Below are 25,926 nucleotides of genomic sequence, written 5' to 3'. Positions count from 1 at the left end.
GGCCTATCCGGCGAGCGCGGGCCGCCGCGCCCGCCAGCCGGCGGCCTTCTCGTAGGCATGGCCCGCGCGCAGCACCGTCGCATCCTCGAAGGGACGGCCGACGATCTGCGCCCCGACCGGCAGCCCGCCCTCCCCGAAGCCGGCGCAGACGGTCAGCGCGGGCTGGCCGGTCAGGTTGAACGGCATGGTGAAGTTGGGCGCCTCGAAGGAGGCCCACTTGCCCATGCGGTCGATGCGCGGCGCCTCGCTGCGGAAGGCGGCGGTCAGCAGCAGGTCGCAATCGCGCATCGCGCGCGCCACCGCCTCGCACAACTCCCGGCGCCGCCGCTGCGCCTGCAGGTAGTCGGCCGCGGAGACGACCGCGGCGAGGGCGAGGCGTTCGCGCAGGATCTCGCCATAGTCTCGGAAGCGCGTCCGCAGCCAGGGCTCGTGCACGGCGAAGGCCTCGGCGGCGAGGATCAGCCAGCCGGCCGCGTTGAAGGCGCCGAGGGAGGGCAGCGTCACCTCCCTGATCTCGGCGCCCAGGTCGTGCAGCGTCCGCTCCACATGCGCCACGCCCGCCGCCATGCCTGGCGTCACGGGATTGTCCGCCTCGTGGAAGTGGCGGATCACCCCGACGCGCAGGCCCCGCACGCCGCCATCGAGGCCGGACAGCAAGTCCGGCCGCGCGACCCCGGCCGAGGACGGGTCGGCCGGGTCGTGGCCGGTCAGCGCGTCGAGCAGCAGCGCGCAGTCCTCCACCGTCCATGCCAGCGGCCCGACCGTGTCGAGGCTGTGCGCCAGCGGCAGAACGCCGATGCGCGAGCACAGGCCGTAGGTCGGCTTCATTCCCGCCGTCCCGCACAGCGAGGCCGGCATGCGGATCGAGCCTGCGGTGTCCGACCCGGTGCCGCCCAGGATCAGCCCCGCGGCCACCGCCGCGCCGGTGCCGGAGGACGAGCCGCCCGTGAAATGCTCCGTGTTCCAGGGGTTGCGCGCCGGCGGCCAGGGCAGGTCGAAGGACGGTCCGCCCCAGGCGAATTCGTGCGTGGCGAGCTTGCCCAGCATCACCGCGCCGGCCTCGGCCCAGGCGCGCACGGCGGCGGCATCGGCGCCCGGCACGTGCTCCATCAGCACGCGGGAATGGCCGGTGGTGGGCACGCCCGCCGTCTCGTAGATGTCCTTGTGCGCGATCGGGATGCCGTCGAGCGGGCCCTTCAGCGTGCCGGCCATCTGCCGTGCCTCCGCCGCCCTCGCCTGCTCCAGCGCGATCTCGGGCGTGAAGCGGATGAAGGCGTGCAGCGTACCGTTCAGCGCCTCGGCCCTGGCCAGCCGGTCGGTCGCGAGTTCGACGGGCGAGAGCTTCCTCGCGGCGATCAGGCGCGCCGCCTCGGCGATGGTGGGGATCATCGCTCCGCGGCCTTCGGCGCGAAGGTGAGCGCCATCTCGGCGAAGCAGTCGCGCGGGGTGCGGACATTCTCGGCGAAGGCGCGGAAATGGCCGGATGCGGCGCGGATGCCCTCGCGCTCGGCCTCGGTCAGCGGCAATCCATGGCGCGCCATCAGCGCGTCGAATTCGGGCTTGTCCATCGGGTCGGGCATGGCGGGCGCTCCTGCTTCGCGCGGGCGATGCTGCGCCCCTGGGCGCGCAGGTCAATCCCGCCGCTCAGCGCCCCGAGGCGCGTTCCGCCAGAGCCTGCGCGACGCGCGTGCAGGCGGTGCGCAGCCGCTCCTCGCTCTGAGCGAAACAGAGGCGCAGATGGCCCTCGCCCCCCGCGCCGAAGGCCGCGCCGGGGGCGAGGCCGACACCTGCCGTCGTGAGCAGTTCCTTCGCCAGCGCGACGCTGTCCGTGCAGCCCGCGACCTTGAGGAACAGATACATCGCCCCCTCCGGCCGCGGCACCCGCACCCCGGGCACGGCGGACAGGATGCCGTGGGCGAGATCGCGCGCCGCGCGGTAGCGGGCCTGCGTCTCGGCGATGACGGCATCGCCGCGGTCGAGCGCGACCACGCCCGCATGCTGCACGAAGGTGGGGGCGGAGGACATGTTGAACTCGTTGAGCTTGGCGATCGGCTCCATCAGCGCCGGCGGCGCGACGATCCAGCCGAGCCGCCAGCCGGTCATGGACCAGGCCTTGCTGAAGGAGTTCACCGAGACGACACGATCCTCGGCGCCGGCGATGGAGAGGAAGGACGGCGCGGCCTCCGCCGCGAAATAGAGGCGTTCATAGACGTCGTCGGCCAGGATCCAGGTGCCGGTCCTGCGGCAGTGATCGAGGATCGTCCGCTGCTCCTCCGCCGTCAGCGTCCAGCCGGTCGGATTGCCCGGGCTGTTGAGGAAGAGCAGGCGCGTCTGCGGCGTCACGGCGGCGAGCAGCTCGTCCATCTCCACCCGCCAGGCACCGTTGGCGATGCGGATGGGCAGCGGCGTGACCCGCGCGCCCATCACCCGCGCAATGCCGTCCATGTTCGGCCAGGCCGGCATCGGGATCACCACCCGCTCGCCGGGGTCGAGCAGCGCCTGCGCCACCAGCATCAGCGCATTGACGCCCGAGGCGGTGACCGAGACCCGTTCCGGCCCCACCGGCCGCCCGTTGCGCGTGAGGTAGCGCGCGATCGCCTCCCGCAGCGGCGTGATGCCGGGATTGGGCGCGTAGAAGGTCTCTCCCGCATCGAGCGCGGCCTTGGCGGCCTCGCGGATGAAGGCGGGGGTGACGGTGTCGGGCTCGCCGAAGAAGAGGCGGATCAGGCCGGGCATGCCGCGCCCGGCCTCCGAGACCTCGCGGATCAGGGAGCCGGGAATGGCGTCGAGGGCGGCCCGCGGGCCGGTGGGCAAGCGCGTCATGGCCGAAGGTGGTAGCGAAGCGGCGCGGTCCTGGACAGGCCCGCGCGCCGGCTGCTTAAGGTGAGGCCATGCCCGTCCCCGTCACCTTCGCCGCCCCGCATGCCTTCCTCGGCGCCCGCCCGGACGACCGCGGCGCGGCCTTCTGCGTGGCCGGCGTGCCACTCGACATCGGCACCACCAACCGCGCCGGCACGCGGGACGGGCCGCGCGCCATCCGCGCGGCGGCGCGGATGCTGACCGACGGCCGCCATCCGGAGACCGGCGCCGATCCGACCGCGCTCGACCTCTCCGACCTCGGCGAGTTCGAGATCGCGCTGGGCGACATCCCCGCAAGCCTCGCCCGCATCGAGGAGCAGGCGGCGGGGCTGAACCACCTCGTCGCGCTGGGCGGCGAGCACGGGATCACGCTGCCGCTGCTGCGCGCGCTGGCGAGGCGGCTCGGCGGGCCGGTCGGCCTCGTGCATTTCGACGCCCATCTCGACACCTCGGAGGAGAATTTCGGCCAGCGCTTCGCCCATGGCTCGGTGTTCTGGCACGCCATCACCGAAGGCCTGGTCGCGCCGCGGCGCATGATCCAGATCGGCATCCGCGCCCCCGCCTGGCCCGAGATGTTCGACTGGACGCGCGGCCAGGGGGTGACGATCCTTTCCGCCCAGCAGGTGCACGAGAGCACGCCTGCGGCCATCGCCGCGCAGGTGCGCGAGGTGGTCGGCGAAGGGCCGGCCTATCTCTCCTTCGACGTGGACTGCCTCGATCCCGCCTTCGCGCCGGGCACCGGCACGCCGGAGGTGGGCGGGCTCGCGACCTGGCAGGCGCAGGGCATCCTGCGCCGCCTCGGCGGGCTCGATCTCCGCGGCGCCGATGTGGTGGAGGTGGCCCCCGCCTTCGATGTCGCGGAGATCACCGCGCTCGCCGCCGCGACCGTGGCCTGGGAATATCTCTGCCTGCAGGCGGCGAAGCGCTGAGGCCGGAGAGTTTCCGGCCATTACCCCGGCTTCTCCGGCGGATATGCGTCAGGCTCATGGCCGATCCGCAGGATTTCACTTGAATCCTCGGGCCGGCCTGCATATTTTCCGGCCCGTGCCTCGCCAGGGGCGCTGACGCCATCGCACGTGCCGCGAGGCCCGCCTGATCCGGGCCACAGCAACGACGGGACGCGTCCTTGTTCGATCCGGCCGCACCCATGGGCCGGAAGGTTCGAGGGAGCCGCCTGTGTCGCCTGTCCGCCGCCCCGCGATGGAAGCCCATCGCACCAGACGCCGCGCCTGACCGGCCGCGCCGCGCCGCCCTCCCGCCCCCAAGCCGCAAGGCCGGGGGGATCGCGGGCGGGCGTCGGCGGCGGGGCGCCGGCAGGCTCCCTCCTTCCCCGCCGCCGCGCCCGGCCCCGATGGGCCGCGAGGCGCGGCGGCGGGCCCTCTTCGTCCCGTCGCCCCGAAAGTCCACCGCGATGACCGAGTTCCGCCCCCGCGGCGCCGTCGCGCCGCTCCGCCGCCCCGCCTCCATGCCGCGCCGCCTCACGGTGGATGCCGCGGTCGCGGCCCTGCGCCCCGAGGAGCCGCTGCACTGCCTGCGCCCGCAGGCGGTGCGTGCGGCGGCGCGCGCCTTCGTCGCCGCCTTCCCGGGCGACGTGCTCTACGCCGTGAAGTGCAACGCCGAGCCCGCCATGCTGCGCGCCGTCGCGGCCGGCGGTGTGGCGCATTTCGACTGCGCCTCGGAGGGCGAGGTGCGCCTCGTCCGCAGCCTGTTCCCGGAGGCCTCGATCCATTTCATGCATCCGGTGAAGTCGCGCGGGGCCATCCGCGCCGCCTGGCAGCGGCATGGCGTGCGCGACTTCGTGCTCGACACCGATGCCGAACTGACGAAGATCCTGCAGGAGACGGAAGGCGGGGCGGGCGATCTCGGCCTGATCGTGCGGCTCGCGCTGCCGAAGGGCTCGGCGGCCTACGACCTCTCGGGCAAGTTCGGCGCCGCGCCGGCGGAAGCCGCGGCGCTGCTGCGCGCCGCCCGCCCGCATGCGGCGCGGCTCGGCCTGTCCTTCCATGTCGGCTCGCAGTGCCTCGATCCGTCGGCCTGGACGCGGGCGCTCGCGCTCGCCGCCGAGGTGATCGGTGAGGCCGGCGTGGCGGTCGAGATCGTGGATGTCGGAGGCGGCTTCCCGGTGGCCTATCCAGGCAGCGAGCCGCCCCCGCTCGCCGATTTCATGGCCGCGATCACCGCCGGCGCGGCGCTGCTGCCCGCGGGCGTGCGCCTCTGGGCCGAGCCCGGCCGCGCGCTGGTGGCCGGCGGCGCCTCCGTGGTGGTGCAGGTGCAGCAGCGCCGCGGCGATGCGCTCCATGTGAACGACGGCGTCTATGGCGCGCTGTCGGATGCGGGCGCGCCGGGCTTCCGCTTCCCGCACCGGCTGATCCGCGCCGGCGGCGACCCGGTGGCCGCGGTGCGCCGCGACTTCACGCTGTTCGGCCCGACCTGCGACAGCGCCGACGTGATGCGCGGACCATGGACGCTTCCCGCCGATGTGCGGGAGGGCGACTGGATCGAGATCGGCCAGCTCGGCGCCTATGGCACGGCGCTGCGCACGGCCTTCAACGGCTTCGACCGGGCGCTGGTGGTCGAGGTCGCGGACCCGCCGATGCTCGCGACCGCGGGCTATGGCGCGGGCACGGCGGCCGCGCGCATCGCCTGACGCCCGGCATGGGCGTATCCTGCCCCGAGCAGGAGACGCCCATGACCATCATCCGCCCGAACCGCCCCGCCCCCGTGGGCGCCGAGGCCGTCCCGGACAGCCACGGCCTCAACCTCTGGCGGGCAGACCCGACGCTCGCCGCGCTGCTGCGGCTCTACCTGCCGCGCGACCTGCTCGATCACCTCACGCCGCATCTCGACCGGCTCGGCGGGCTGGCAGGCGGGCGGCTCGCCGAACTCGCCGCGACGGCGGACGTGAACCCGCCCGAGCTCGTCCATCGCACGCGCCGCGGCGAGGATGCGCAGTCCATCGCCTACCACCCCGCCTATCGCGAGATGGAGCGCATCGCCTTCGGCGAATACGGCCTCGCCGCGCTGTCGCATCGCGGCGGCGTGCTGGGCTGGCCGGCGCCGATGCCGGCGGCGGCGAAATACGCCATCACCTACCTGTTCGTGCAGGCGGAGTTCGGCCTGTGCTGCCCGGTCTCGATGACCGACAGCCTGACGCGGACGCTGCGCCGCTTCGGCTCCGCGGAGCTGATCGAGCGCTACCTGCCCATGCTCACGACGCAGGACCTGGACGATCTCCACCAGGGCGCGATGTTCATGACCGAGCAGGGCGCGGGCTCGGACATCGCCAACACGGCGGTCACCGCCGCGCCCAATGCCGACGGGTCCTGGGCGCTGACCGGGGAGAAGTGGTTCTGCTCCAACGCCGATGCGGAACTCGCGATGGTGCTGGCGCGGCCCGAGGGCGCGCCGGCGGGCATCAAGGGCGTCTCGCTCTTCCTGCTGCCGCGCGTGCTGCCCGACGGCACGCCCAACCGCTACCGCATCGTGCGGCTGAAGGAGAAGCTCGGCACGCGCTCGATGGCGAGCGGCGAGATCACGCTGCAGGGCGCGACCGCCTGGATGATCGGCGAGCCCGGCGCCGGCATGCGCCAGATGGCCGACATGGTGAACAACTCGCGCCTGTCGAACGGGGTGCGCGCGGCGGGGATGATGCGCAAGGCGGTGACGGAGGCGCTCTACATCGCCCATCGCCGCATCGCCTTCGGCGCGCCGATCGTGACACTGCCGCTGATGCGCCGCCAGCTCGCGAAGATGCTGGTCCGCGCCGAGCAGGCCCGGACCATGGTCTTCCAGACCGCCGAGGCGCTGCGCCGCTCCGATGCCGGCGAGCCGGGCGCCTATGCCCTGCTGCGGATCCTGACGCCGCTGCTGAAGTTCCGCGCCTGCCGCGACGCGCGGGTGGTCACCGGCGATGCGATGGAGGTGCGCGGCGGCTGCGGCTACATCGAGGACTTCCCGGACGCGCGCCTCGTGCGCGACGCGCATCTCGGCTCGATCTGGGAAGGCACGAGCAACATCGTCGCGCTCGACGTGCTGCGCGCGGCCCAGCGGGAGGGCTCGCTCGAGGCGCTCGAGGCGCATCTCGCCGCCCTGCGCGCGGCGACCCCGGAGCCGCTGCCGCACCTCACCCACTCTACGGAGCGCGCCTTCGCCCTCGCCCGCCATGCGCTCGGGGAGGGCGGGCCGGTGCTGGCGCGCTCGGCCGGGACCGCGCTCTACAACATCGCCTCGGCCACCGCCCTCGCCTGGGAGGCGGCGATGGCCGGGCTGCCCGAAAGGCGCGAACTCGCTGCCATGGTCCTCGCGCATCGCGTGCTGCCGCGCGACCCGCTCGCGCCCGAAGGCGGAACGATCCCCGATGCGCTGCTGCCCGATCCCGGCGCGATGGCCGGCGCGCGTTGACAGTGCGGCGGCCGATGGGGGAAGTGTGCGGCGCTCAACCAAACCATCGCTCGGGGAGAAGCGTCCATGTTCACACGCCGCCAGGGCCTCGCCCTTTCCGCCGCCATCGGCGCAGGGGCGCTCGCCCGCCCTGCGCTTGCGCAGACGCCGCTCGCGAACCTGCCCGCGACCATGGTGTGGTCGGTCTATGATGTCGGCTCGGCCGGCTATGTCGAGGCCTCGGCGATCTCCGACGCGCTCGGCCGCGCCCATGGCACGCGGGTGCGGCTGCAGCCCTCGGGCACCTCGATCGGGCGCATCCTGCCGCTGAAGCAGCGCCGCGCCTCCCATGCCTGGCTCGCGAACGAGCTCTACTTCGCCGCCGAGGGCATCTACGAATACGCCACACCGGACTGGGGCCCGCAGGATTTCCGCGTGCTGATGGGCCGGCGCAACGCCTTCTCGATCGTCGCGACGCGCGAGAGCGGCATCACCAAGCCCGAGGATCTCAAGGGCAAGCGCCTCGCCTGGGTGCCGGCCAATTCCTCGGTCAACATCAAGGTCTTGCCGGTCCTCGCCTTCGCCGGGCTGACCTTGAACGACGTGCAGCTCGTGCAGTTCCCCTCCTATGTCGCCTCGCTGCGCGCGCTGATCGAGGGCCGCGCGGATTGCGCCGGCGCCGCGGTGAACACCGCCGTGCTGCGCGAGCTGGAAGCGAGCCCGCGGGGCATCTCCTGGGTGCAGCTCGACCCCAACAACGCGGCGGGCTGGGCGGCGATGCGCCGCGTCGTCTCCTTCGCCGAGCCGCTGCGCGAGACGGTCGGCTCCGGCGTTTCCGAGAGCAACCCGGCCAATGTCATGGGCTACCGCTATCCCATGATCACGGTGAATGCCGACACGCCCGAGGCCGAGGTCTATGCGCTGATGAAGGCCGTCAACGACAGCTTCGACGCCTACAAGGGCGTCAATGCCACCATGCCGCGCTGGGCGATGCGCGAGGCCGGCGCGCCGCCGATGGACGCCGCCTTCCACCCCGGCGCGATCCGCTACCTGCGCGAGGCGGGGCTCTGGACCGCGGAATCGCAGTCCTGGCAGGAGGGGATGATCCGCCGCAACGACGCGCTGCGCCGCGCCTGGGGCGAGTTCCTGCCCGCCGCGCGCAGCCGCAACCTCGAGGGCGAGGCCTTCGCCCAGGCCTGGAACGAACGCCGCGAGGCCACCCTCGCCTCCCTCGGCTGAACCCGGCCGCCAGGACTGTCACCCGCCGCCGCCGGCCTTGCCGCCGGCGGCGGTTTCGCATCCGCCCCAGGACCAGCCTCCATGTCCAGCACCGCCGCCGCACCGCCCATCCCCGAGGATCCCGAGGCGCGTTCGACGCGGCTGTCCGGCCCCGCCTTCTGGGCGGCCTTCGTGCTGGCCTCCTGCGGCCTCATGCTGACCGTCAACCAGGTCTTCAACCTCGGCCTCGGCGGCTTCAGGCCGATCAGCACGGCCTACTACTATCTCATCATCGGCTTCTTCGGCGCCTTCGCCTTCCTCGCCTTCCCCGCGGTGAAGGCACACAAGGCGCGCGTGCCTTGGTTCGACTGGATCCTGGCGGCGGCGACGCTCGGCCTCGGCATCTGGCTCGCGACCGAGGCGCTGCGGATCCAGCTCGCCGGCTGGAACGCGACGGCGCCCGACTGGGCGGCCTGGCTCGCGCTCGCGCTGCTGGTGCTGATCCTCGACGGCGTGCGCCGCACCGGAGAGATCGTGCTGTTCTTCGCCTGCCTGATCTTCGGCGTCTTTCCCATCGTCGCCGACAGCGCCCCCGGCTTCCTCTGGGGCGTGCAGTTCAGCCCGCTCGACACCGTGCGCGAGCACGTCTTCGGCACCGAGAGCATCATCGGCATCCCGATGCAGGTGGTCTCGGACACGCTGATCGGCTTCCTGGTCTTCGGCGTGGTGCTCTCCGCGACGGGCGGGGCGGCCTTCTTCATGGATTTCGCGCTGGCGCTGATGGGCACCAGCCGCGGCGGGCCGGCCAAGGTCGCCGTGGTCTCCTCGGCCACCTTCGGCATGCTCTCGGGCAGCCCCACCTCGAACGTGCTGACAACGGGCACCCTGACCATCCCGACGATGAAGCGCTGCGGCTACGCGCCGCATTACGCCGGCGCCGTGGAGGCCTGCGCCTCGACCGGCGGGGCGCTGATGCCACCGGTCATGGGCGCGGCCGCCTTCATCATGGCGAACTTCCTCAACGTGCCCTACGCCGAGGTGATGGTGGCCGCCGTGCTGCCCTCCCTCCTCTACTACGGCGCGCTGTTCCTGCAGACCGACCTCTATGCCGTGCGCAACGGCCTGCGCGGCGTGCCGCGCTCCGAGGTGCCGCCGCTGCTGCCGACGCTCGCCTCGGGCTGGTACTACATCGCCTCGATCGTCGGGCTGACGGTGCTGCTGCTCGCCTTCCGCATCGAGGCCGAGGCGCCCTTCTGGGTCTGCCTGTTCCTGCTCGTCGTCGCCGTGCTCAGGGCGCGCAGCACCGGCTTCGACCTGCGCCGCTTCTGCGGCCTGGTGGTGGATTCCGGGCAGGCGGTGGCGCAGCTCGTGGCGCTGATCGCGGGCATCGGGCTGATCATCGGCTCGCTCTCCATCACCGGCGTCGCCAACTCCTTCTCGCGCGAGCTGGTGCAGTACGCGGCCGGGAATGTCGCGCTGCTGCTGTTCTTCGGCGCCGTCACCTCCTTCATCCTCGGCATGGGGATGACGGCCTCGGCCTGCTACATCTTCCTCGCCATCGTGCTGGCGCCGGCGCTGGTGCAGGCGGGGCTCGACCCCATGGCCTCGCATCTCTACGTGCTCTACTGGGGCATCGTCTCCTTCATCACGCCGCCCGTGGCGCTCGCGGCCATCGCCGCGGCCTCGATCGCGAAATCCTCGCCCATGGTCACCGGCCTGATGGCCCTGCGCATCGGCATCCTGCTGATGCTGCTGCCCGTGCTCTTCGTCCTGCAGCCGGCGCTCATCCTGCGCGGGGACCTCGTGACCATCCTGCAATCGGTGCTGACGGCGAGCGTCGCGGTGGTGCTGATCGCCTCGGCCTTCGAGGGCTATGTCTACAAGGTGGGTGCGACGCCGCTCTGGGCGCGGCTGCCCATCGGCGCGGGCGGGCTGCTCATGCTCATCCCCGAGGCGACGACCGACATCATCGGCCTTGCCATCGGCGCCGCCAGCATCGCCGCGCTGGCGGTGACGCGAGGGCGCGCCGCGGCCTGATGCGCGGCGGACGCGAGATCAACTCTGGCGCGCGGCCGCCCCGCCAGTCCCGCGCGCGAAACCGGCGGATGAAGGGGCAAGCCTTGCGCCCGCTGGCCTGAGCGCGGCGCGCGCCCTCAGCGGCAGGTGACGGCGACCTGCTCCGGCCCGTGCACCACGCGGCCGTGGCGCATGCCGCGGCTGTCCTCGCGGACGCTTTGGATCTCGCACAGCCTGGCCGCCGCCGGGACGGGCGCAACCAGCCCCGCCGCCAGCCCCTCGTAGCGGCAGACGAGGCGATAGGGCTGGGCGCTCCCGCCCAGCTCCCACCAGGTGCGGCGCGGCTGGCCGCCGGTCTCGGGCCTGAGCTGCACGCGGTCGGCCGGGTCGCCCTCGAACAGGTCGGCGCCGCGCAGCCAGTGGCGCTGGCGCTCCGGGCGGACCTCCCAGCCCAGGGGGGCACGCGGCCGCTCGGCGGGCTCGACCTCGACGCTCGGCGGGCAGGCGATCAGCGGGACGGGCGGCGGGCCGGCTGGGCGGCGCTGCTGCAGCGCCTGCGCGAGGGCCGGTGCGGCGAAGGCCGCGAGGAGCGGCAGGATCAGCACGGCGCGCATGGCGGCGCCTTCCTTCGTCAGGTGGCGAGGAAACGTTCGGCGATCTCGAAGGCGACGCGGCCGGTCTCGTCGAGCGGCTCCCGCGCGAAGGGCGTCGGCGCCTCGGCCAGCAGTCGGGCCTGGCCCGCGGCCAGGATGGACTGGTGCAGGCGCCGGTGCCGCTCGCCGAGCCCGCCGGGGTCGGCGATGAAGACCGGCGCCGCCGTGGCCAGGGCCTCGGAGAGCATGGAGACCGAATCGCCCGTCACCACCACCGCATCCGCCCAGGCGAGCATGCCGGCATAGGGGTTGCGGCCGCCCTCGACCCAGCGATGCAGGTGGTGGGGCAGTTCGTCCAGGACCTCGCCCACCGCCGATTCCGCCGCCCGCCCGGTGCGCCGCGAGCCGGTGGCGAGCACGCTGCCCGCGAAACCGGCGACCTGCCGGGCGATGGCGGCCGCCACCTCGGGTGCGAGGCCCTCGGCGCGCGGCGGGCCACCGAGCAGCAGCGCCACGCGCGGGCCGGGGAACTCCGCGAAGAAGCCCCATTCCTCCCGCGCCGCGGCGAGCCGGGCGGGCGACATGCGATGCGTGGCGCCGAGGATGGGCAGGATGTTCGGCCCCGAAGGCGGTGAATCGTGCCGGCCGACCACCAGCAGGTCGAAGCGCGATTCGCCGAAGCCCGGGCGCATGCAGTGCACCGTGCGGACGCCCTTGCCGGCCAGCCAGAGCGCCACCGGCGCGCTCCGCCGCCCCGCCGAGATGGCGATGTCGGGCCAGGGCTCGCGAAAGGCGGGCCGGGCCGTTGCGTCGAGGCCGGCAAGGCTCGCCCAGCGCAGCGGCAGCCGCGCGGCGAGGCCCCAGGCGAGCGGCACCGTCCGGAAGGGGCGCCCGAGCCGTTCGGCGATGCCGAGCGCCTGCGCCGCCGTGCCCGCCCGCGGGTCGGCCAGAACCCAGATGCGCTCCGCCCCCGCCTCCGTCATGGACGCCGCCCCTTCGCCCGACTACCAGAGAGGGGAACCGGACCAGCACCAGGACGAACCGCCATGACCGCGCTGCACGCCTCCGAATGGGATCGCGACGCCGCCCTGACCACCGCGCGCATCCTGCTCGAGATCAAGGCCGTCAACTTCCGCCCCGAGGAGCCCTACACCTTCACGAGCGGCTGGAAGAGCCCCGTCTATATCGACTGCCGCAGGATCATCTCCTTCCCGCGCGCGCGCAACCGCATCATGGAACTCGGCGTCGAGAAGATCGGCCGCCATGTCGGCTACGAATCCATCGACATCGTGGTGGGCGGCGAGACGGCCGGCATCCCCTTCGGCGCCTGGATCGCCGACCGGATGATGGCGCCGATGGCCTATGTGCGGAAGAAGCCCAAGGGCTTCGGGCGCAACGCGCTGATCGAGGGCGAGGTGCCGGTCGGCCAGCGCACCCTGCTGGTCGAGGACCTGACCACCGATGGCGGCTCGAAGATCCGCTTCGCCAATGCGCTGCGCGAGGCCGGCGCGATCTGCGACCACACCTTCGTGGTGTTCTATTACGGCGTCTTCCCCGGCTCCTTCGAGAAGTTGAAGGAGATGGGGCTGAACCTGCATCACCTCTGCACCTGGTGGGATGTGCTCGAGGTCTGCCGCGAGCGGCCCTATTTCAGCGAGACGGCGCTGAAGGAGGTGCGCAAGTTCCTCGAGGATCCGGTGTCCTGGTCGCGCGCGCATGGCGGCGTGGGCAGCGCGGAGGAGGCGAGCCCGAAGGACGCGGCGGAGTGAGGCGCGCATGCGCCCCGGCCGGCGGCGCGCGCGCCTCGCGGCGACACTCGCGGCGCTGATGGCCGCGGCACGACCGGGCTTCGCAGCCACGGCCCGGCGCGCGGCATGGGGCCGCTGCGCCGTCGCCGCGGGCGCGCTCCTGCTGGCCCTGGCCACGCCCGCCACCGCCCAGCCGCGCGACACGCTGACCATCGGCATCACCCAGTATCCCTCCACCTTCCACCCCAACATCGAGAACATGGCCGCGAAGTCCTACGTGCTGGGCTTCGCGCGCCGCCCTCTCACCGCCTATGGCGCCGACTGGCGCCTCGCCTGCCTCGCCTGCGAGAGCCTGCCCTCGCTCGAGAACGGCCTCGCGGTGCGGGAGACGACGCCCGACGGCAGGCCCGGCATCCGCGTCACCTATCGGCTGCGCGAGGGGCTGCGCTGGGGCGACGGCACGCCGGTCTCGGCCGAGGATCTGCGCTTCGCCTGGGAAGCCGGGCGCGATCCCGCCACCGGCTTCGGCCCGGCGGAATACTATCGCAGCGCCTACGAACTCATCGTCATGGACCCGCGCACCGTCACGCTGCGCTTCGACCGCGTGACCTTCGAATACGCTTCGGCCGGCGACTTCCAGCCCCTGCCCGCGCATGTCGAGCGCGCGCGCTGGCAGGCCGATCCGCGCACCTACCGCACGCGCACCGCCTACGACACCGAGACCACCAACCCCGCGCTGTGGAACGGCCCCTTCCGCATCACCGCGGTGCAGCCGGGCGCCTCCGTCACGCTGGAGCGCAACCCCGCCTGGGCCGGCGCCACCCCGCATTTCCGCCGCATCGTGATCCGCACCGTCGAGAACACGCCGGCGCTGGAGGCGCAGCTGCTCGCGGGGCAGGTGGACATGATCGCGGGCGAGCTCGGCCTGCCGATCGAGCAGGCCATCGCGCTGGAACGCCGCACCGGCAGCCGCTTCCGCTTCACCTACCAGGCGGGCCTGATCTACGAGCACATGGACCTGCGCCACGACCACCCCGCGCTCGGCGACCGCCGCGTGCGTCAGGCGCTGCTGATGGCCACCGACCGCGCGCAGATCACCGAGCGGCTCTTCGGCGGGCGGCAGCCGGTGGCGCATAGCTCCGTCAACCCGCTCGACCCGATGCACGATCCGGATGTGCGGCAATGGCCCTTCGACCTCGCCCGCGCCCGGGCGCTGCTGCAGGAGGCCGGCTGGACGCCGGGCCCGGACGGCATCCGCCGCAACGCGGCGGGCGAGAGGCTTTCGCTCGAATTCATGACCACCGCCGGCAACCGCTCGCGCGAGGCGGTGCAGCAGGTGCTGCAGGGGATGTGGCGGCAGGCGGGCATCGAGGCGCGCATTCGCAACGAGCCGCCGCGCGTGCTCTTCGCCGAGACGCTCTCGCGCCGCCGCTTCCAGGGCCTTGCCTTGTTCGCCTGGATCAGCGCACCCGAATCCGTGCCGCGCTCCGCGCTGCATTCCGACGAGATCCCGCGCGAGGAGCGCAACTGGTCCGGCCAGAACTACGGCGGCTACCGCAACGCGGAGATGGACGCGCTGACGCAGGCCATCCCCGAGGAACTCGACCCCACGCGGCGGCGCGAGATGTGGCGCCGCCTGCAGGCGATCTACGCCGAGGACCTGCCGGCGATCCCGCTGTGGTTCCGCGCCGACGCGCATGTCTGGCCGCAATGGCTCGATGGCGTGCGGCCGACCGGGCATCTCAACGCCTCGCCGCTCTGGGCGGAGGAATGGGGGGTGCGCTGATGCTCGACCATGTCTCCATCACCGTGAGCGACCTGCCGCGCGCGGCACGGTTCTACGACGCGGTGATGGCGGCGCTGCGCGTGCCCTGCGTGTGGCGCGAGGCCGACGCCATCGGCTACGGCACGCGCAACACGGCCGACGACGACAGCCACACCTACCTGACCATCCGGGCGACCGGCGCGGCCATCGCCGCCGACCGCCGCCACTGGTGTTTCCGCGCCCCGGACCGCGCGGCGGTGGATGCCTTCCATGCCGCGGGCATCGCGCAGGGCGGCGCGGATGACGGCGCGCCGGGGCCGCGCCCGCACTACCACCCGCACTACTACGCCGCCTTCCTGATCGACCCGGACGGCAACCGGGTCGAGGCCGTCTCCCACCGCGCGCCGTGACCCGCATCCTCGCCACACGGCTGCTGCAGATCGCGCTCACCCTCGCGGTCCTCTCCTTCTGCGCCTTCGCCCTGATCGCCCTGATGCCCGGCGACCCGATCGAGGTCGCCATCGCGGGCGACCCGCGCCTGACCGCGGAGGACGCCGCGCGGCTGCGCGCGCTGCATGGCCTCGATCGCCCCTTCCATGACCGCTACCTCGCCTGGGCCGGCGGGCTGCTGCGCGGGGAGTTCGGCTATTCGCGCCTCTTCGCGCAGCCGGTGGCCGCCTTGCTCGGCCCGGCACTGCTCTCCACCCTGGCGCTCGCCGGCACGGCGCTGCTGATCGCGCTGACGCTCGGCGTCGCGCTCGGCGCCCTCGCGGCCGCGCGGCCGCGCGCCGCACCGGCGGTGGATGCGGTCGCGGTGATGGGCCAGGCCATGCCGACCTTCTGGCTCGGCATCCTGCTGATCATCGCCTTCGCCGTCACGCTCGGATGGCTGCCCGCGGGCGGCGCGGCGGAGCACGGCCCCGGCCTGCGCTACCTCGTGCTGCCGGTGGCGACGCTGGCCATCGCGCATCTCGCCGCCTATGCGCGCCATTCGGTGGCCAGCCTGGAAGCGACGCTGACCGAGCCCTGGATCCGCACCGCGCGGGCGCGCGGCGCCTCCGAACGCGCCGTCCTGCTCCGCCACGCCCTCCCCAATGCCGCGCTGCCGGTGCTGCAGATCGCCGCCCTCGATGCCGGCGCGCTGGCGGGCGGCGCGCTGGTGACCGAGACGGTCTTCGCGCGGCCCGGCATGGGCAAGCTGCTCTACGACGCGGTGATGGGCAACGACACCAACCTCGCGCTCATTGCGCTGCTGCTGGTCGCGCTGGTCACCATGCTGGCCACGCTCGGGGCGGATCTCGCGCAGCGCGCGCTCGACCCGCGGCTGCGCGAGCGATGACGCGCCTTTCCCTCGGGCTCGGGCTGCTCGGGCTGCTCGCGCTCGCCGCCGCCGCGGCGCCGCTCGTCGCGGCCTGGCTCGGCCATGATCCCTTCGCGCCGGACCTGCTCGCGCGCTTCGCGCCGCCTTCGGCCGCGCATCCGCTCGGCACCGACGATCTCGGGCGGGACATCCTGACGCGCCTGCTCTACGGCGCGCGGGTCTCGCTCGCGGTGGGGCTCGCCGCGGCGCTGGCGGCGGCCGCGATCGGCACCCTGGCCGGGCTGCTCGCCGCCTGGCGCGGCGGCGTGGCGGATGCGCTGGTGATGCGCTTCGCCGACTTCATGCTCGCCCTGCCCGCCCTGCCGCTGCTGGTGCTGCTCGCCGCCGCCGACCCCTCGCGCATCGGCCTGCCGGCGCGCGGCGAGGCGGCGGGCGACGTGCTGCGCATCGTCGTCATCCTCGCCCTGTTCGGCTGGGTGGGCGTGGCGCGGCTGGCGCGCGCGGCAGCCCTCGCCACGCTCTCGCGCGACCATGTGCGGGCCGCGCGCGCCCTCGGGGCGAGCGAGCCGCGCATCCTGCTCCGCCACGTCCTGCCCGCGCTGCTGCCGCCGGTCGCCGTCGCCACGGCGCTCGCCGTCGCCGGGGCGATCCTGGCCGAATCCACCCTCTCCTTCCTCGGCCTCGGGATCAGCCCGCCCGCGCCCTCCTGGGGGAACATGCTGGCCAATGCGCAGGAGCTGGTGTTCAGCGCGCCCTGGGCGGCGGTCTGGCCGGGGCTTGCCATCATGGCGACGGTGGCCGCCTGCACCTTGGTCGCGGACGGCATCCGGCGCCGGCGCGGCGGTGTATGATCGCCTGACGTCACGGGCACTTGCCGCAGACGGCTTGCTCCGGATCAAGGCGCGCCGGCCGCCATGCGGCAAGTCTGGCCTGCCAGCCGGAGCCTCGGGCCCGGACACCGCAGAAGGGACGCCGGACGACCATGCCCAATTCGCCGCTCACCCAGTCCATGATGGAACTGCTCTCGCGCTTCAGCCTGCCGGCCGCCGAGGCGCCGGTGCATGAGAACGCCGCGCTGAGCGACCCGCAGACGCCGCTGCCGGAGGACCTCTCCGGCCCCCATGCGGTGATCGACCACCTGCTCGCCGAGGTCGAGCGCGACCTGCTCGAAGGGCGCCAGCAGGCCGCGGTCACGGCGCTCGGCCTCGCCGGCACGCGCGTCGGCCTCGATGCGGTGCGCGGCGTGACGCCGCCGCGGCATGTCGAATGGCTCGCCGCGCATCTCAGGACGGCCATGACCGAACTCGGCGAGAACCACCCCGGCAAGGCGCTGAAGGCGGTGCGAAGGGCGCGCCTCGCCCTGCGCTGAAACATGGAGAATCAGTCACTTCGGCTTTAGCGTTGTGACAGGAGATGAGGTGTATGGATGGCAGGAGGCTGCGGGCCCCCGACCCTGCCGAAACCCCCGTCTGTCACGGTCGCAAGGATCCGACACCCATGTTCCGCGCCTTCCTGATTGCCGCAGGGCTGATGCTGGCCCTCGGCGCGCTCAGCCCCGCCGACGCGGCCCGCAGCCGCGCCCGCGCCGCCACCGCCGGCACCGAGGCCACCGCCGCCTCGGCCGAGGCGCCGCGCGCCTCTTCCACCCGCCGCACCCGGCGGACCGAGGCCCGGCAGCAGCGCCGCAGCCGCGGCGAGGCCACGACGCAGCGGCGCAACCGCGGCGAAGCCACGGCGAACCGCCAGCGCCGCGGCGGCCAGCACGCCTCTGCCAACGGGTCGCGCCGCGCGGCGCGCGGCGTGGCGCCGGCCGCGCCCGCCACCACCCAGTGAGGAGGCCGGGAGGCGAAGGGGCCGGCCCTTCGCCTCCGTGCATCGCGCGCAGGGCCGTTGCGGCGGCGAGGCGCGGAACCCGGGGCTGATGCCCAAAGGGTCGCGGTGGATGCCTGTCTCCGCCAGGCATGGGCGGCGGCAGCCGCATCGCCGGGTGGATGACGTGGCGCCTGCCCGGCATCGGCCGGCAGACGCGACAGACAGCGCCCGGCAAGCGGGGTGAGGCGATCGGCGCGGGCCGCCCGCCGCGCCCTGCCTGACGCGCGGGGCGACCGTCGCGAACGCCCTTCGCTCCCGCCCGGCACACGGCCGTTCCCGGCGCGCCGGCGCGGATCGGCCTGCCCCCATCGCGTCATCCAATCGCAACATCGCCGTCGCCACCCTGTCGCGCAGGACGGCTATCACCCGGTACCCCAAGCCCCATGCCAGGGAGATGCCGCGATGCCGGATGATCTGAGCCACCTGCCCTACGACCTCGAGGCGGGCGACGAGATCCCGTCGAACAAATCCCCCAACCCGACCTTCGCCGAGATCGCCCAGGCGCGGCTCGGCCGCCGCGGCATGCTGATGGGCGGCCTCGGCGCGGCCATCGCCGGCTTCATCGGCGCCGGTGCGCGCCCCGCTGCCGCGCAGGGTGCGGCGGCGGCGGCGACGCCCGGCGGCCCGGTGATCGGCTTCCGCGCGGTCCCGGTCAGCGCCCAGGACACGGTGGTCGTGCCCGAGGGCTACCGCGTGCAGGTCATCATCCCCCACGGCACGCCCCTGAACGGCCGGCCGGCGACCAGATCCGTGCTCGAGATGACTGCCGCCGAGCAGGAACAGGCCATCGGCGCGCATCACGACGGGATGCACTTCTTTCCGATCGAGGGGCGCGAGCCGGACCAGGGCAGCAGCACTGACGGCCTGCTCGTGCTGAATCACGAATACATCGCGCCCCGCTTCATGCATGCCCGCGCCGCCGGCCTCTCCGTCGGCGACGGCCGCCTGCCCGTGCCGGAAGGCGGCCGTGATGCCGAGGAGGTGCGCAAGGAGATCTTCGCCCATGGCGTCTCGATCGTGCGCATCGCCCGCCAGGCTGACGGGCAGTGGGCGGTCGTGCCCGACCCGCGCAACCGCCGCATCCATGGCGCGACGCCGATGGAGATCGCGGGCCCCGTGCGCGGGCATCCCCTCGTCCGCACGAAGTACAGCCCGGACGGGACGCGCGTGCGCGGCACGCTCAACAACTGCGCGCATGGCGTGACCCCGTGGAACACCTACCTCGCTGCCGAGGAGAACTGGGCCGGCTATTTCCGCAACACCGACCAGCAGGACCAGAAGCCCGACCTGCCGCGCGAGCATGCGCGCTACGGCGTGCCGACCGGCCAGGCCCGCTACAACTGGGACCAGGTGGCGGGCGGCGGGGACGAGTTCATCCGCTTCAACGTCTCGCGCACCGGCGCCTCCGCCACCGAGGACTACCGCAACGAGGTCAACGCCTTCGGCTGGATGGTCGAGATCGACCCCTTCAACCCCGCCAGCGTGCCGGTGAAGCGCACCGCGCTCGGCCGCTTCGCGCATGAGGGCGTCATCTTCGCCCCGGCGCGCGAGGGCCGCCCCGTCGTCGCCTATTCCGGCGACGACAGCACCTTCGAATACATCTACAAGTTCGTCTCCGCCCGCCCCTTCCACCGCGCCACCGCGAACGGCTCGCTGCTGGACGAGGGCATCCTCTATGTCGCGAAGTTCAACGCCGATGGCAGCGGCGAGTGGCTGCCGCTCGTGCATGGCCAGGGCCCGCTGACGGCGGCCAACGGCTTCGCGGACCAGGGCGAGGTGCTGGTGAACACGCGCCTCGCCGCCGATGCGCTGGGTGCAACCAAGATGGACCGCCCGGAATGGGGTGCGGTGGATCCGCGCGACGGCCGCGTCTACTTCACCCTGACCAACAACGCCCGCCGCCAGGACGGCCAGGTGGACGCGGCGAACCCGCGCGCACGCAACGAGTTCGGCCAGATCATCCGCTGGCGCGAGCAGAACGACGAACACGCGGCGACGCGCTTCACCTGGGACCTGTTCGTCATCGCCGGCCCCGAAGGCAACAGCCGCACCGCGAGCGGCGCGCCGCTCGGCGCGGACAGCCTCTTCGCCTGCCCCGACGGGCTGTGGTTCGATGCCGATGGCCGCCTCTGGATCCAGACCGACATCGGCGAGCGCGAGCAGCTCCGCGGCAACCTCGCGCCCTTCGGCAACAATGCCATGCTGGCGGCGAATCCCGTGACCGGCGAGATCCGCCGTTTCCTCACCGGCCCGATCGGGCAAGAGATCACCGGCGTGATCACCACGCCCGACCGCCGCACGATGTTCGTGAACGTCCAGCACCCCGGTGCGACGACGCCGGCGGCGGATTTCGCGGCCGGGCGGATCAACAGCCGCTGGCCGCATGGCGGGGAGGGCGTGCCGCTCTCGGCCACGCTGGTCATCACCAAGGCCGATGGCGGGGTGATCGGCACCTGAACGGGCGGCCGGCCGGCGCGGTTCAAGCCGCGGCCGGCCGGGCTCCGGGCGCGGCAGAGCAGCGCCGCGCGGGGAACCGGCAGGTGGGCTCAGCGCCACGCGGCAGGCAGGAAGGCGGCCGCGCGCGCGGGGCGGCGGCGGTGGACGACGCCCACGTCCCGTTCGTGCGGCCTCGCTGCGGCGCCTCGTGCCAGCGCGCCATGTTTACGGCCCCGCGCTCGCGGGAACCGCTTGCAGCCCAAGTCCGGGGCCGCGCGCGACCGCATAGCCCGACAACCGGCGGGCAGGACTCGAACGTCTGTCCGCCCGGCTGCGGGCCTTGCGGCCCAGCAAGCCCCGTCACACCGGCGCGCAACTCCGCCCGACGCGAAGGCCGCGCTACCGCGCCAGCGTGACGACCGTGCTGCGCGGCGGTTCCTCGGGCCGCAAGGTCGGCCAGCGCGTCGCCGGCGCCTCCCATGTCGCGCCGGGCGTATTGCCGGGATGCGCGACGGCGGCGAGCAGCGCCCCGTCCGGCACCAGCGCCGCGCCGCCCATCGCGGCGCCGACCGGTGCCGCCAGGACGAAGGCCGGCCGCCCGCGATCTGCGCCCTCGACCGGCACGCGGAACAGCATCTCGGGTAGGGGGCCCGGCCGCTGGCCGCGATCGGTGGCGAGCAGCAGGGCGCCGTCCCCATCGAAGGACAGCGCCGCCGGCGCCCAGGGCCAGGCGGGCAGCGCGGGCACGGCGCCGTCGCGGCTCGGCGGCGCCACCGCCTCGCGCCCCTGGACCAGCACCTCCGCGACACCGGTTTCCGCCGCCGCGTCGCCCGCCGCGGCGCGGATCTCCAGCACCTGTCCGGCGCCGCCGCGCAGCGCGACGCAGAGCCTGCCCTGCCGCGGCTCGAAGGCGAGGCCGCTCGGCTCGTCGAGGCGGGACGCGCCGGCATCGCGCGCGGCGGCGAGCGGGTCGCCCTCGGGCAGCGGCAGCCAGCGCAGGGAGCCGGCCTCGATCCGCGCCGCCCACATCCGCCCCGCGTCGAGCGCGCGCGCCCCGGCCGCCTCGTCCGAGACGAAGCGGTAGAGATGCCCGCCCGGCCGGCCATCGCTCAGCCACACCACGGCGCGCCCGTCGGCGGCGAGGGCGGCGGCAGCGTCCACCGCGCCGAAGCGCCCGAGCGCCGGGCGTTTCACCGGCACCGAGACGGGGTCGGACGGGTCGAGCTCCGCCACCAGCCCGGCGGTTCCGGGCTCGATGCCCGGCAGGCGGGCGCGCCAGGCGGCCGCCGCGCCCTCGGCCAGCAGCAGGCTGCCCCAGGGCGTGGCGCAGCCGCCGGTGACGCCCAGGATGCCGGTCGCCGGTCCGCCATCGGAGCCGAGGCGGCACAGCGTCGCCGCAGTGAGGCGCCGGTTCTGGTAGCCGCCATCCACCACCAGCCAGGCGCCGCCGCGCTTCTCGATGTTGAGCAGGCTCGCGCCCTGCATCGCGCCGGCGACCTCGGGCATGTCCCGCCCACCCGGGAAGGCGAGCCGCGCCTCCACCCGCGGATGGCCGACCGCGAGCAGGGCGCGCGGCACGCCGTCCGGCGCCGGGGTGGGGATCGCCGCCAGGATGCGCGCATCCCAGCCGAACTGCGCGGCGGCGGCGGCGGCGCTCGGGCGCGCGGGATCGAAGGGCGGGGCGTCGAAGGTGACGCGGTCCCCCCAGCGGATCAGCACGCCGCGCCGCCAGCCGGGCGCGACCTGGTCGTCGAGGCGCATCGCCACGGTCTGCGCCCGCAGGCCCGGCGCGGCGAGCAGCGCCGGGACCGCGGCCAGCAGGGCGCGGCGCGCGATCATGCCGGGGCTTCCTCGATGCGCGGCGGCAGATGGGCGCGGACGGGCGGCAGCGCCTCGGTCCATTTCTCCACCTCCACGAGGCAGGATTGCGCGGACGGCCCCTGCCCGAGCCGCGAGGTGCCGACATCCGGCGTCAGCACGTTCGGGTTGCCGTGCACGCAGAGGCTGCCCGGCACGCCGGGCTCCAGCGGGTCGAACCAGGCGCCGGTCGCCATCATGGCGACGCCGCGCATCAGCCCGGGATCGGTGCGCAGGCCGCCCAGGCAGGCGCCGCGCTCGTTGAAGACGCGCACGATGTCGCCCGGCTTCAGCCCGCGCGCGGCGGCATCCTCGGGGTTCAGCGTGATCGGCTCGCGCCCGGCGATCTTGTCGGTCGCGGCGACGCGCCCCGGGTCGAGCTGGCCATGCAGTCGCGTCGCCGGCTGGAAGGAGAGCAGGTGCAGCGGGAAGCGTTCCGCCTGCCGCGCGCCGAGCCATTCGCGCGGCTCGATCCAGACCGGGTGGCCAGGCGCATCGTCATAGCCGAAGGATGCGACCGTCTCGCTGAACAGCTCGACCTTGCCGGTGGCGGTGTCGAGCGGGTTCGCCTCGGGGTCGGCGCGGAACTCGGAGAACTGGGTGTATTCCTGCCCGCGCGCGGGCGGCGGGGCTTCCCAGAAGCCGGCTTCCCAGAAACTGTCGAAATCCGGCGTCTCGAAGCCACGCTCGGCGCAATGCCGCCGCCACTGCTCGAAGAGGTGGCGCAGCCAGGCCTCCTCGTTGCGCTGCTCGGTGAAGCGGTCGCGGAAGCCGAGCTCCTCGGCGATGTCGGCGAGCATGTCGTGGTCGTTGCGTGCCTGACCGACGGGCTCGATCGCCTTGTGCATGGCGCGCAGGAAGCGGTCGCGGCCCGACGAGGCGATGTCGTTGCGCTCGAGCGTGGTGGTCGCCGGCAGCACGATGTCGGCGTGGCGGGCGAGCGCGTTCCAGTGCTGCTCCTGCGCGATGATCGTCTCGGCATTGGCCCAGGCGCGCAGCAGGCGGTTGAGATCCTGGTGGTGATGGAAGGGGTTGCCCCCCGCCCACCAGATGATGCGCGTGTCCGGGTAGCGGCATTCGCGCCCGTTGAAGTGGTAGGCGCCGCCCGGGTTCTCGAGCATGTCGGTGATGCGCGCGACCGGGATGAAGGCGCCCGTGGGGTTGCGCGTGGCGGGCATCGAGAAGGAGGGCACCTCCTGCCGCGGATTGCCCATGCCGTTCACGCTGCCGTAGCCATAGGCGACGCCCTGGCCCGGCTTGCCGATCAGGCCGAGGATCGCGGCGAGCGCGGCGAGCATCCAGTAGGGCTGCTCGCCGAAATCGGCGCGCTGCAGCGACCAGGTGGCGGTGAGCATCGCGGGTACGGCGGCGAGTTCCAGCGCCAGCGCGCGGATGCGCGCGGCGGGGATGGTGGTGATGGGCGCGGCCCATTCGGGCGACTTGGGCGTGCCGTCGCCCTGCCCGAGGACGTAGGCGCGCAGGCGGTCCCAGCCGACGCAGTGGCTGGCGAGGAAGGCGCGGTCCTCGCGGCCTTCGGTCACGATCACATGCGCCATCGCGAGCAGCAGCGCGGTGTCGGTGCCCGGGCGGATCGGGATCCATTCCGCGCCGCACCAATCCGGCACGTCGGCGCGGTTGGGCGAGACCTGGACGAAGCGCAGCCCGGCCTCGGCGGCGCGGCGGAGGTGGATCTCGTTCGCGTGCTCGCCCGCCCCACCCGAGCAGACGAGGCCGTTGCGCAGCGGCAGCCCGCCGAGGCACAGCATCACCTTCGCGTGACGGATGATCGCCGCCCAGTCGGTCACGCGGCCGAGCAGCACCTCGTTGGTGCCGAGCACATGCGGCAGCAGCGCCTGCGCCGCCGCGTAGGAATAGGCGTTGATCTGCCCGGTGTAGCCGCCGCCGAGGCCGAGGAAGCGCTGCAACTGGCTGCGCGCATGATGGAAGCGCCCGGCCGAGGACCAGCCATAGGAGCCGCCGAAGATGCTGGCCGGCCCGTGCTCGGCGCGCACGCGGCGGGTTTCCTCCGCCACCAGCCGCACGGCGCGGTCCCAGGAGACCGGCACGAAGGCATCCCCGCCCCGCAGGTGGCCGCGCCGGCGCCCCTCGAGCCAGCCCTTGCGCACGTAGGGCCGGTCCACGCGGCAGGCGGCGTGGACGATGTCGGGCATGGCCTCGATCAGCGAGCCGGGGAAGGGGTCGCGCGCGAAGGGCCGCACGCCGACGAGGCGGCCATCCTTCACCACGGCGTCGAAACTGCCCCAATGGGCGGCGTGCGGCTTGATCTCGGTCATGGCGCGCTCCTTCTGCGGCAAAGGTGGCGCGGGCGGGGCGGCGGGGCAACCGCGCCCCTTGGGCGGGGCGGCATCCGGCCCTAGACTGCCCCCATCGCCCGCCGAGGAAGGCCAACGACATGACACCGCCGCGCAATTCCAACGCCGCCCGGGACATCGCCAATGTCCTGCACCCCTACACGGATGCGAAGGCGCATCTGAAGAACGGCCCGCTGGTCATCACCCGCGGCAAGGGCGTGCGGATCTACGACGAGCAGGGCAAGGAATACATCGAGGCGCTGGCCGGGCTGTGGTGCGCGAGCCTCGGCTTCGACAACGAGCGTCTGGTCAAGGCCGCGACCGACCAGATGCGCAAGCTGCCCTTCTACCATGCCTTCACCGCGAAGTCGCACGAGCCGATGATCGACCTCGCGGAGATGCTGATCGAGCGCGCGCCCGCGCCGATGTCCAAGGTCTTCTTCGGCAATTCGGGGTCGGAAGCGAACGATTCCGCGCTGAAGATGATCTGGTACATGAACAACGCGCTCGGGCGGCCGAAGAAGAAGAAGGTGTTCAGCCGCATCAAGGCCTATCACGGCATCACCCTCGCCGCCGCCTCGCTCACCGGCCTGCCGGCCAACCACAAGCTGTTCGACGCGCCGATCGCCAATGGCCGCTTCGTGCATGTGCGCACGCCGCACCACTACCACGAGGCGAAGCCCGGCGAGTCGGAGGAGGATTTCGCGACGCGGCTGGCCGAGGAGCTGGAGGCGCGCATCATCGAGGAAGGCGGGGCGGAGGAATGCGCCGCCTTCTGGGCCGAGCCGGTGATGGGTGCGGGCGGCGTCATCGTCCCGCCGCGCACCTATTTCGAGAAGGTGCAGGCCGTGCTGAAGAAGTACGACATGCTCTTCGTGGCCGACGAGGTGATCTGCGGCTTCGGGCGCACCGGCAGCTACTGGGGCAGCCAGACCTTCAACATCCGGCCGGACATCCTGGTCTGCGCCAAGGCGCTCTCCTCCTCCTACCTGCCGATCTCGGCGGTGATGGTGAACGAGCAGGTGTTCCAGGGCATCGCCGAGGGCAGCAGCACGGTGGGCACCTGGGGCCACGGCTTCACCTATTCGGGCCACCCGGTCTCGGCGGCCGTCGCCATCGAGACGCTGAAGATCTACGACGAGACGAACATCGTCGCCCATGCGGCGGAGGTGGGCGCGCACATGCAGGCGGAACTCCGCCGCCGCTTCGCCGACCACCCGATCGTGGGCGAGGTGCGCGGCGTCGGGCTGATCGGCGCCATCGAGCTCTCCGCCGACAAGGCGGCGCGCAAGCCCTTCGACCCGGCGCGCAAGGCGGGACCGCGCCTCGTCAAGCATGGCGAGGAACAGGGCGTGATCCTGCGCGCCATGGTGAACGACAGCATGGGCTTCTCGCCCCCGCTCATCATCACCAAGGACGAGGTGAACGAGATGCTCGACCGCGTCGGCCGCGCGCTCGATGCCCTGGCGGTCGAGCTGCGGCGAGAGAGCATCGCGGCGGTCTGACACCGCCGCGCGATGCGCCGAAGCCACGGCTGAGCGGCGGGGCG

At 73.4% G+C, this 25,926-nt stretch carries 21 protein-coding genes; 14 read left to right on the top strand and 7 right to left on the bottom strand.

Translation table 11 applies throughout. From position 1 onward, the window contains the following. Positions 1-3: 3 nt before the first annotated feature. The 3 genes from FHS88_RS04215 to FHS88_RS04205 form a co-directional block, all read right to left on the bottom strand. Complete coding sequence (locus FHS88_RS04215) at positions 4-1,389, bottom strand: amidase (RefSeq protein ID WP_184481640.1); 1,386 nt, start codon at positions 1,387-1,389, stop codon at positions 4-6. After that, on the bottom strand, positions 1,386-1,580 hold the full coding sequence (locus FHS88_RS04210; protein ID WP_184481639.1) for a hypothetical protein: 195 nt from the start codon (positions 1,578-1,580) through the stop codon (positions 1,386-1,388). The genes FHS88_RS04215 and FHS88_RS04210 overlap by 4 nt, the downstream gene beginning before the upstream one ends. 64 nt (positions 1,581-1,644) lie before the next feature. Next, complete coding sequence (locus FHS88_RS04205; protein ID WP_184481637.1) at positions 1,645-2,823, bottom strand: pyridoxal phosphate-dependent aminotransferase; 1,179 nt, start codon at positions 2,821-2,823, stop codon at positions 1,645-1,647. Between the two features lie 68 nt (positions 2,824-2,891). Between FHS88_RS04205 and speB the strand changes: the two genes are divergently transcribed. The 5 genes from speB (at position 2,892) to FHS88_RS04180 (ending at position 10,494) form a co-directional block, all read left to right on the top strand. Then, positions 2,892-3,788, top strand: a complete 897-nt coding sequence (gene speB / locus FHS88_RS04200; protein WP_184481635.1) for an agmatinase — start codon at positions 2,892-2,894, stop codon at positions 3,786-3,788. Between the two features lie 482 nt (positions 3,789-4,270). After that, positions 4,271-5,506: a type III PLP-dependent enzyme domain-containing protein gene (locus FHS88_RS04195; RefSeq protein ID WP_184481633.1), complete on the top strand. Its 1,236-nt coding sequence runs from the start codon at positions 4,271-4,273 to the stop codon at positions 5,504-5,506. Positions 5,507-5,547: 41 nt separating this feature from the next. Then, positions 5,548-7,260: an acyl-CoA dehydrogenase family protein gene (locus tag FHS88_RS04190; protein WP_184481631.1), complete on the top strand. Its 1,713-nt coding sequence runs from the start codon at positions 5,548-5,550 to the stop codon at positions 7,258-7,260. A 66-nt stretch (positions 7,261-7,326) separates the two neighbouring features. Further along, positions 7,327-8,478 (top strand): TAXI family TRAP transporter solute-binding subunit, encoded by a 1,152-nt coding sequence (locus tag FHS88_RS04185; RefSeq protein ID WP_184481629.1) that lies wholly within the window; start codon positions 7,327-7,329, stop codon positions 8,476-8,478. Between the two features lie 81 nt (positions 8,479-8,559). Then, positions 8,560-10,494 carry a TRAP transporter permease gene (locus FHS88_RS04180; protein ID WP_184481627.1) on the top strand — a complete coding sequence of 645 codons (1,935 nt, stop codon included), beginning with the start codon at positions 8,560-8,562 and terminating at the stop codon, positions 10,492-10,494. Between the two features lie 116 nt (positions 10,495-10,610). Here FHS88_RS04180 and FHS88_RS04175 read toward each other — a convergent pair whose 3' ends face one another. Both FHS88_RS04175 and FHS88_RS04170 read right to left on the bottom strand, forming a co-directional pair. Beyond that, positions 10,611-11,087: an STY0301 family protein gene (locus FHS88_RS04175; RefSeq protein ID WP_184481625.1), complete on the bottom strand. Its 477-nt coding sequence runs from the start codon at positions 11,085-11,087 to the stop codon at positions 10,611-10,613. A 17-nt stretch (positions 11,088-11,104) separates the two neighbouring features. Further along, the gene (locus FHS88_RS04170) at positions 11,105-12,049 is read right to left on the bottom strand and encodes a mitochondrial fission ELM1 family protein (RefSeq protein ID WP_184481623.1); all 945 of its coding nucleotides are present in this window, start codon (positions 12,047-12,049) and stop codon (positions 11,105-11,107) included. Between the two features lie 63 nt (positions 12,050-12,112). Here FHS88_RS04170 and FHS88_RS04165 point away from each other — a divergent pair, with 63 nt between their 5' ends. The 8 genes from FHS88_RS04165 to FHS88_RS04130 all read left to right on the top strand — a co-directional run bounded on the left by FHS88_RS04165 (position 12,113) and on the right by FHS88_RS04130 (position 20,229). Next, a complete protein-coding gene (locus FHS88_RS04165; protein WP_184481621.1) occupies positions 12,113-12,835 on the top strand; it encodes an orotate phosphoribosyltransferase in 723 nt (240 codons plus the stop codon). A 7-nt stretch (positions 12,836-12,842) separates the two neighbouring features. Further along, positions 12,843-14,600 (top strand): peptide ABC transporter substrate-binding protein, encoded by a 1,758-nt coding sequence (locus tag FHS88_RS04160; protein ID WP_184481619.1) that lies wholly within the window; start codon positions 12,843-12,845, stop codon positions 14,598-14,600. Next, entirely contained in the window at positions 14,600-14,989 is a 390-nt protein-coding gene (locus FHS88_RS04155) for a VOC family protein (RefSeq protein WP_184481617.1), read from the top strand. Before FHS88_RS04160 ends, FHS88_RS04155 begins: the two co-directional genes overlap by 1 nt. After that, entirely contained in the window at positions 14,986-15,918 is a 933-nt protein-coding gene (locus tag FHS88_RS04150; RefSeq protein WP_338146396.1) for an ABC transporter permease, read from the top strand. The genes FHS88_RS04155 and FHS88_RS04150 overlap by 4 nt, the downstream gene beginning before the upstream one ends. Further along, positions 15,915-16,751, top strand: a complete 837-nt coding sequence (locus FHS88_RS04145) for an ABC transporter permease (RefSeq protein ID WP_184481615.1) — start codon at positions 15,915-15,917, stop codon at positions 16,749-16,751. Before FHS88_RS04150 ends, FHS88_RS04145 begins: the two co-directional genes overlap by 4 nt. 131 nt (positions 16,752-16,882) lie before the next feature. After that, complete coding sequence (locus tag FHS88_RS04140) at positions 16,883-17,269, top strand: hypothetical protein (protein ID WP_184481613.1); 387 nt, start codon at positions 16,883-16,885, stop codon at positions 17,267-17,269. 128 nt (positions 17,270-17,397) lie between these two features. Next, entirely contained in the window at positions 17,398-17,733 is a 336-nt protein-coding gene (locus FHS88_RS04135) for a hypothetical protein (RefSeq protein WP_184481611.1), read from the top strand. 441 nt (positions 17,734-18,174) lie between these two features. Continuing rightward, on the top strand, positions 18,175-20,229 hold the full coding sequence (locus tag FHS88_RS04130) for a PhoX family protein (RefSeq protein WP_184481609.1): 2,055 nt from the start codon (positions 18,175-18,177) through the stop codon (positions 20,227-20,229). 378 nt (positions 20,230-20,607) lie between these two features. Here the strand turns inward: FHS88_RS04130 and FHS88_RS04125 are convergent, their stop codons facing one another. Beyond that, positions 20,608-22,047, bottom strand: coding sequence for a PhoX family protein (locus FHS88_RS04125; RefSeq protein WP_184481607.1), 1,440 nt, complete (start codon positions 22,045-22,047; stop codon positions 20,608-20,610). Further along, positions 22,044-24,359: a molybdopterin-dependent oxidoreductase gene (locus FHS88_RS04120; protein ID WP_184481605.1), complete on the bottom strand. Its 2,316-nt coding sequence runs from the start codon at positions 24,357-24,359 to the stop codon at positions 22,044-22,046. The genes FHS88_RS04125 and FHS88_RS04120 overlap by 4 nt, the downstream gene beginning before the upstream one ends. Positions 24,360-24,478: 119 nt before the next feature. Here FHS88_RS04120 and FHS88_RS04115 point away from each other — a divergent pair, with 119 nt between their 5' ends. Then, positions 24,479-25,882: an aspartate aminotransferase family protein gene (locus FHS88_RS04115; RefSeq protein ID WP_184481603.1), complete on the top strand. Its 1,404-nt coding sequence runs from the start codon at positions 24,479-24,481 to the stop codon at positions 25,880-25,882. Positions 25,883-25,926: the final 44 nt, after the last annotated feature.

Source organism: Neoroseomonas alkaliterrae, from assembly GCF_014199195.1.
Classification (GTDB): Bacteria; Pseudomonadota; Alphaproteobacteria; order Acetobacterales; family Acetobacteraceae; genus Neoroseomonas; species Neoroseomonas alkaliterrae.
The sequence above is the reverse complement of the archived record's forward strand: the minus strand, read 5'-3'. Positions and strand labels throughout refer to the sequence as shown.

Coding starts and splice junctions, on each gene's coding strand:
- FHS88_RS04135 (WP_184481611.1), top strand. CDS start 17,398: ATGTTCCGCGCCTTCCTGATTGCCGCAGGGCTGATGCTGGCCCTCGGC.
- FHS88_RS04140 (WP_184481613.1), top strand. CDS start 16,883: ATGCCCAATTCGCCGCTCACCCAGTCCATGATGGAACTGCTCTCGCGC.
- FHS88_RS04160 (WP_184481619.1), top strand. CDS start 12,843: ATGCGCCCCGGCCGGCGGCGCGCGCGCCTCGCGGCGACACTCGCGGCG.
- FHS88_RS04125 (WP_184481607.1), bottom strand. CDS start 22,047: ATGATCGCGCGCCGCGCCCTGCTGGCCGCGGTCCCGGCGCTGCTCGCC.
- FHS88_RS04185 (WP_184481629.1), top strand. CDS start 7,327: ATGTTCACACGCCGCCAGGGCCTCGCCCTTTCCGCCGCCATCGGCGCA.
- FHS88_RS04130 (WP_184481609.1), top strand. CDS start 18,175: ATGCCGGATGATCTGAGCCACCTGCCCTACGACCTCGAGGCGGGCGAC.
- FHS88_RS04170 (WP_184481623.1), bottom strand. CDS start 12,049: ATGACGGAGGCGGGGGCGGAGCGCATCTGGGTTCTGGCCGACCCGCGG.
- FHS88_RS04205 (WP_184481637.1), bottom strand. CDS start 2,823: ATGACGCGCTTGCCCACCGGCCCGCGGGCCGCCCTCGACGCCATTCCC.
- speB (WP_184481635.1), top strand. CDS start 2,892: ATGCCCGTCCCCGTCACCTTCGCCGCCCCGCATGCCTTCCTCGGCGCC.
- FHS88_RS04175 (WP_184481625.1), bottom strand. CDS start 11,087: ATGCGCGCCGTGCTGATCCTGCCGCTCCTCGCGGCCTTCGCCGCACCG.
- FHS88_RS04155 (WP_184481617.1), top strand. CDS start 14,600: ATGCTCGACCATGTCTCCATCACCGTGAGCGACCTGCCGCGCGCGGCA.
- FHS88_RS04145 (WP_184481615.1), top strand. CDS start 15,915: ATGACGCGCCTTTCCCTCGGGCTCGGGCTGCTCGGGCTGCTCGCGCTC.
- FHS88_RS04180 (WP_184481627.1), top strand. CDS start 8,560: ATGTCCAGCACCGCCGCCGCACCGCCCATCCCCGAGGATCCCGAGGCG.
- FHS88_RS04115 (WP_184481603.1), top strand. CDS start 24,479: ATGACACCGCCGCGCAATTCCAACGCCGCCCGGGACATCGCCAATGTC.
- FHS88_RS04190 (WP_184481631.1), top strand. CDS start 5,548: ATGACCATCATCCGCCCGAACCGCCCCGCCCCCGTGGGCGCCGAGGCC.
- FHS88_RS04210 (WP_184481639.1), bottom strand. CDS start 1,580: ATGCCCGACCCGATGGACAAGCCCGAATTCGACGCGCTGATGGCGCGC.
- FHS88_RS04165 (WP_184481621.1), top strand. CDS start 12,113: ATGACCGCGCTGCACGCCTCCGAATGGGATCGCGACGCCGCCCTGACC.
- FHS88_RS04195 (WP_184481633.1), top strand. CDS start 4,271: ATGACCGAGTTCCGCCCCCGCGGCGCCGTCGCGCCGCTCCGCCGCCCC.
- FHS88_RS04120 (WP_184481605.1), bottom strand. CDS start 24,359: ATGACCGAGATCAAGCCGCACGCCGCCCATTGGGGCAGTTTCGACGCC.
- FHS88_RS04215 (WP_184481640.1), bottom strand. CDS start 1,389: ATGATCCCCACCATCGCCGAGGCGGCGCGCCTGATCGCCGCGAGGAAG.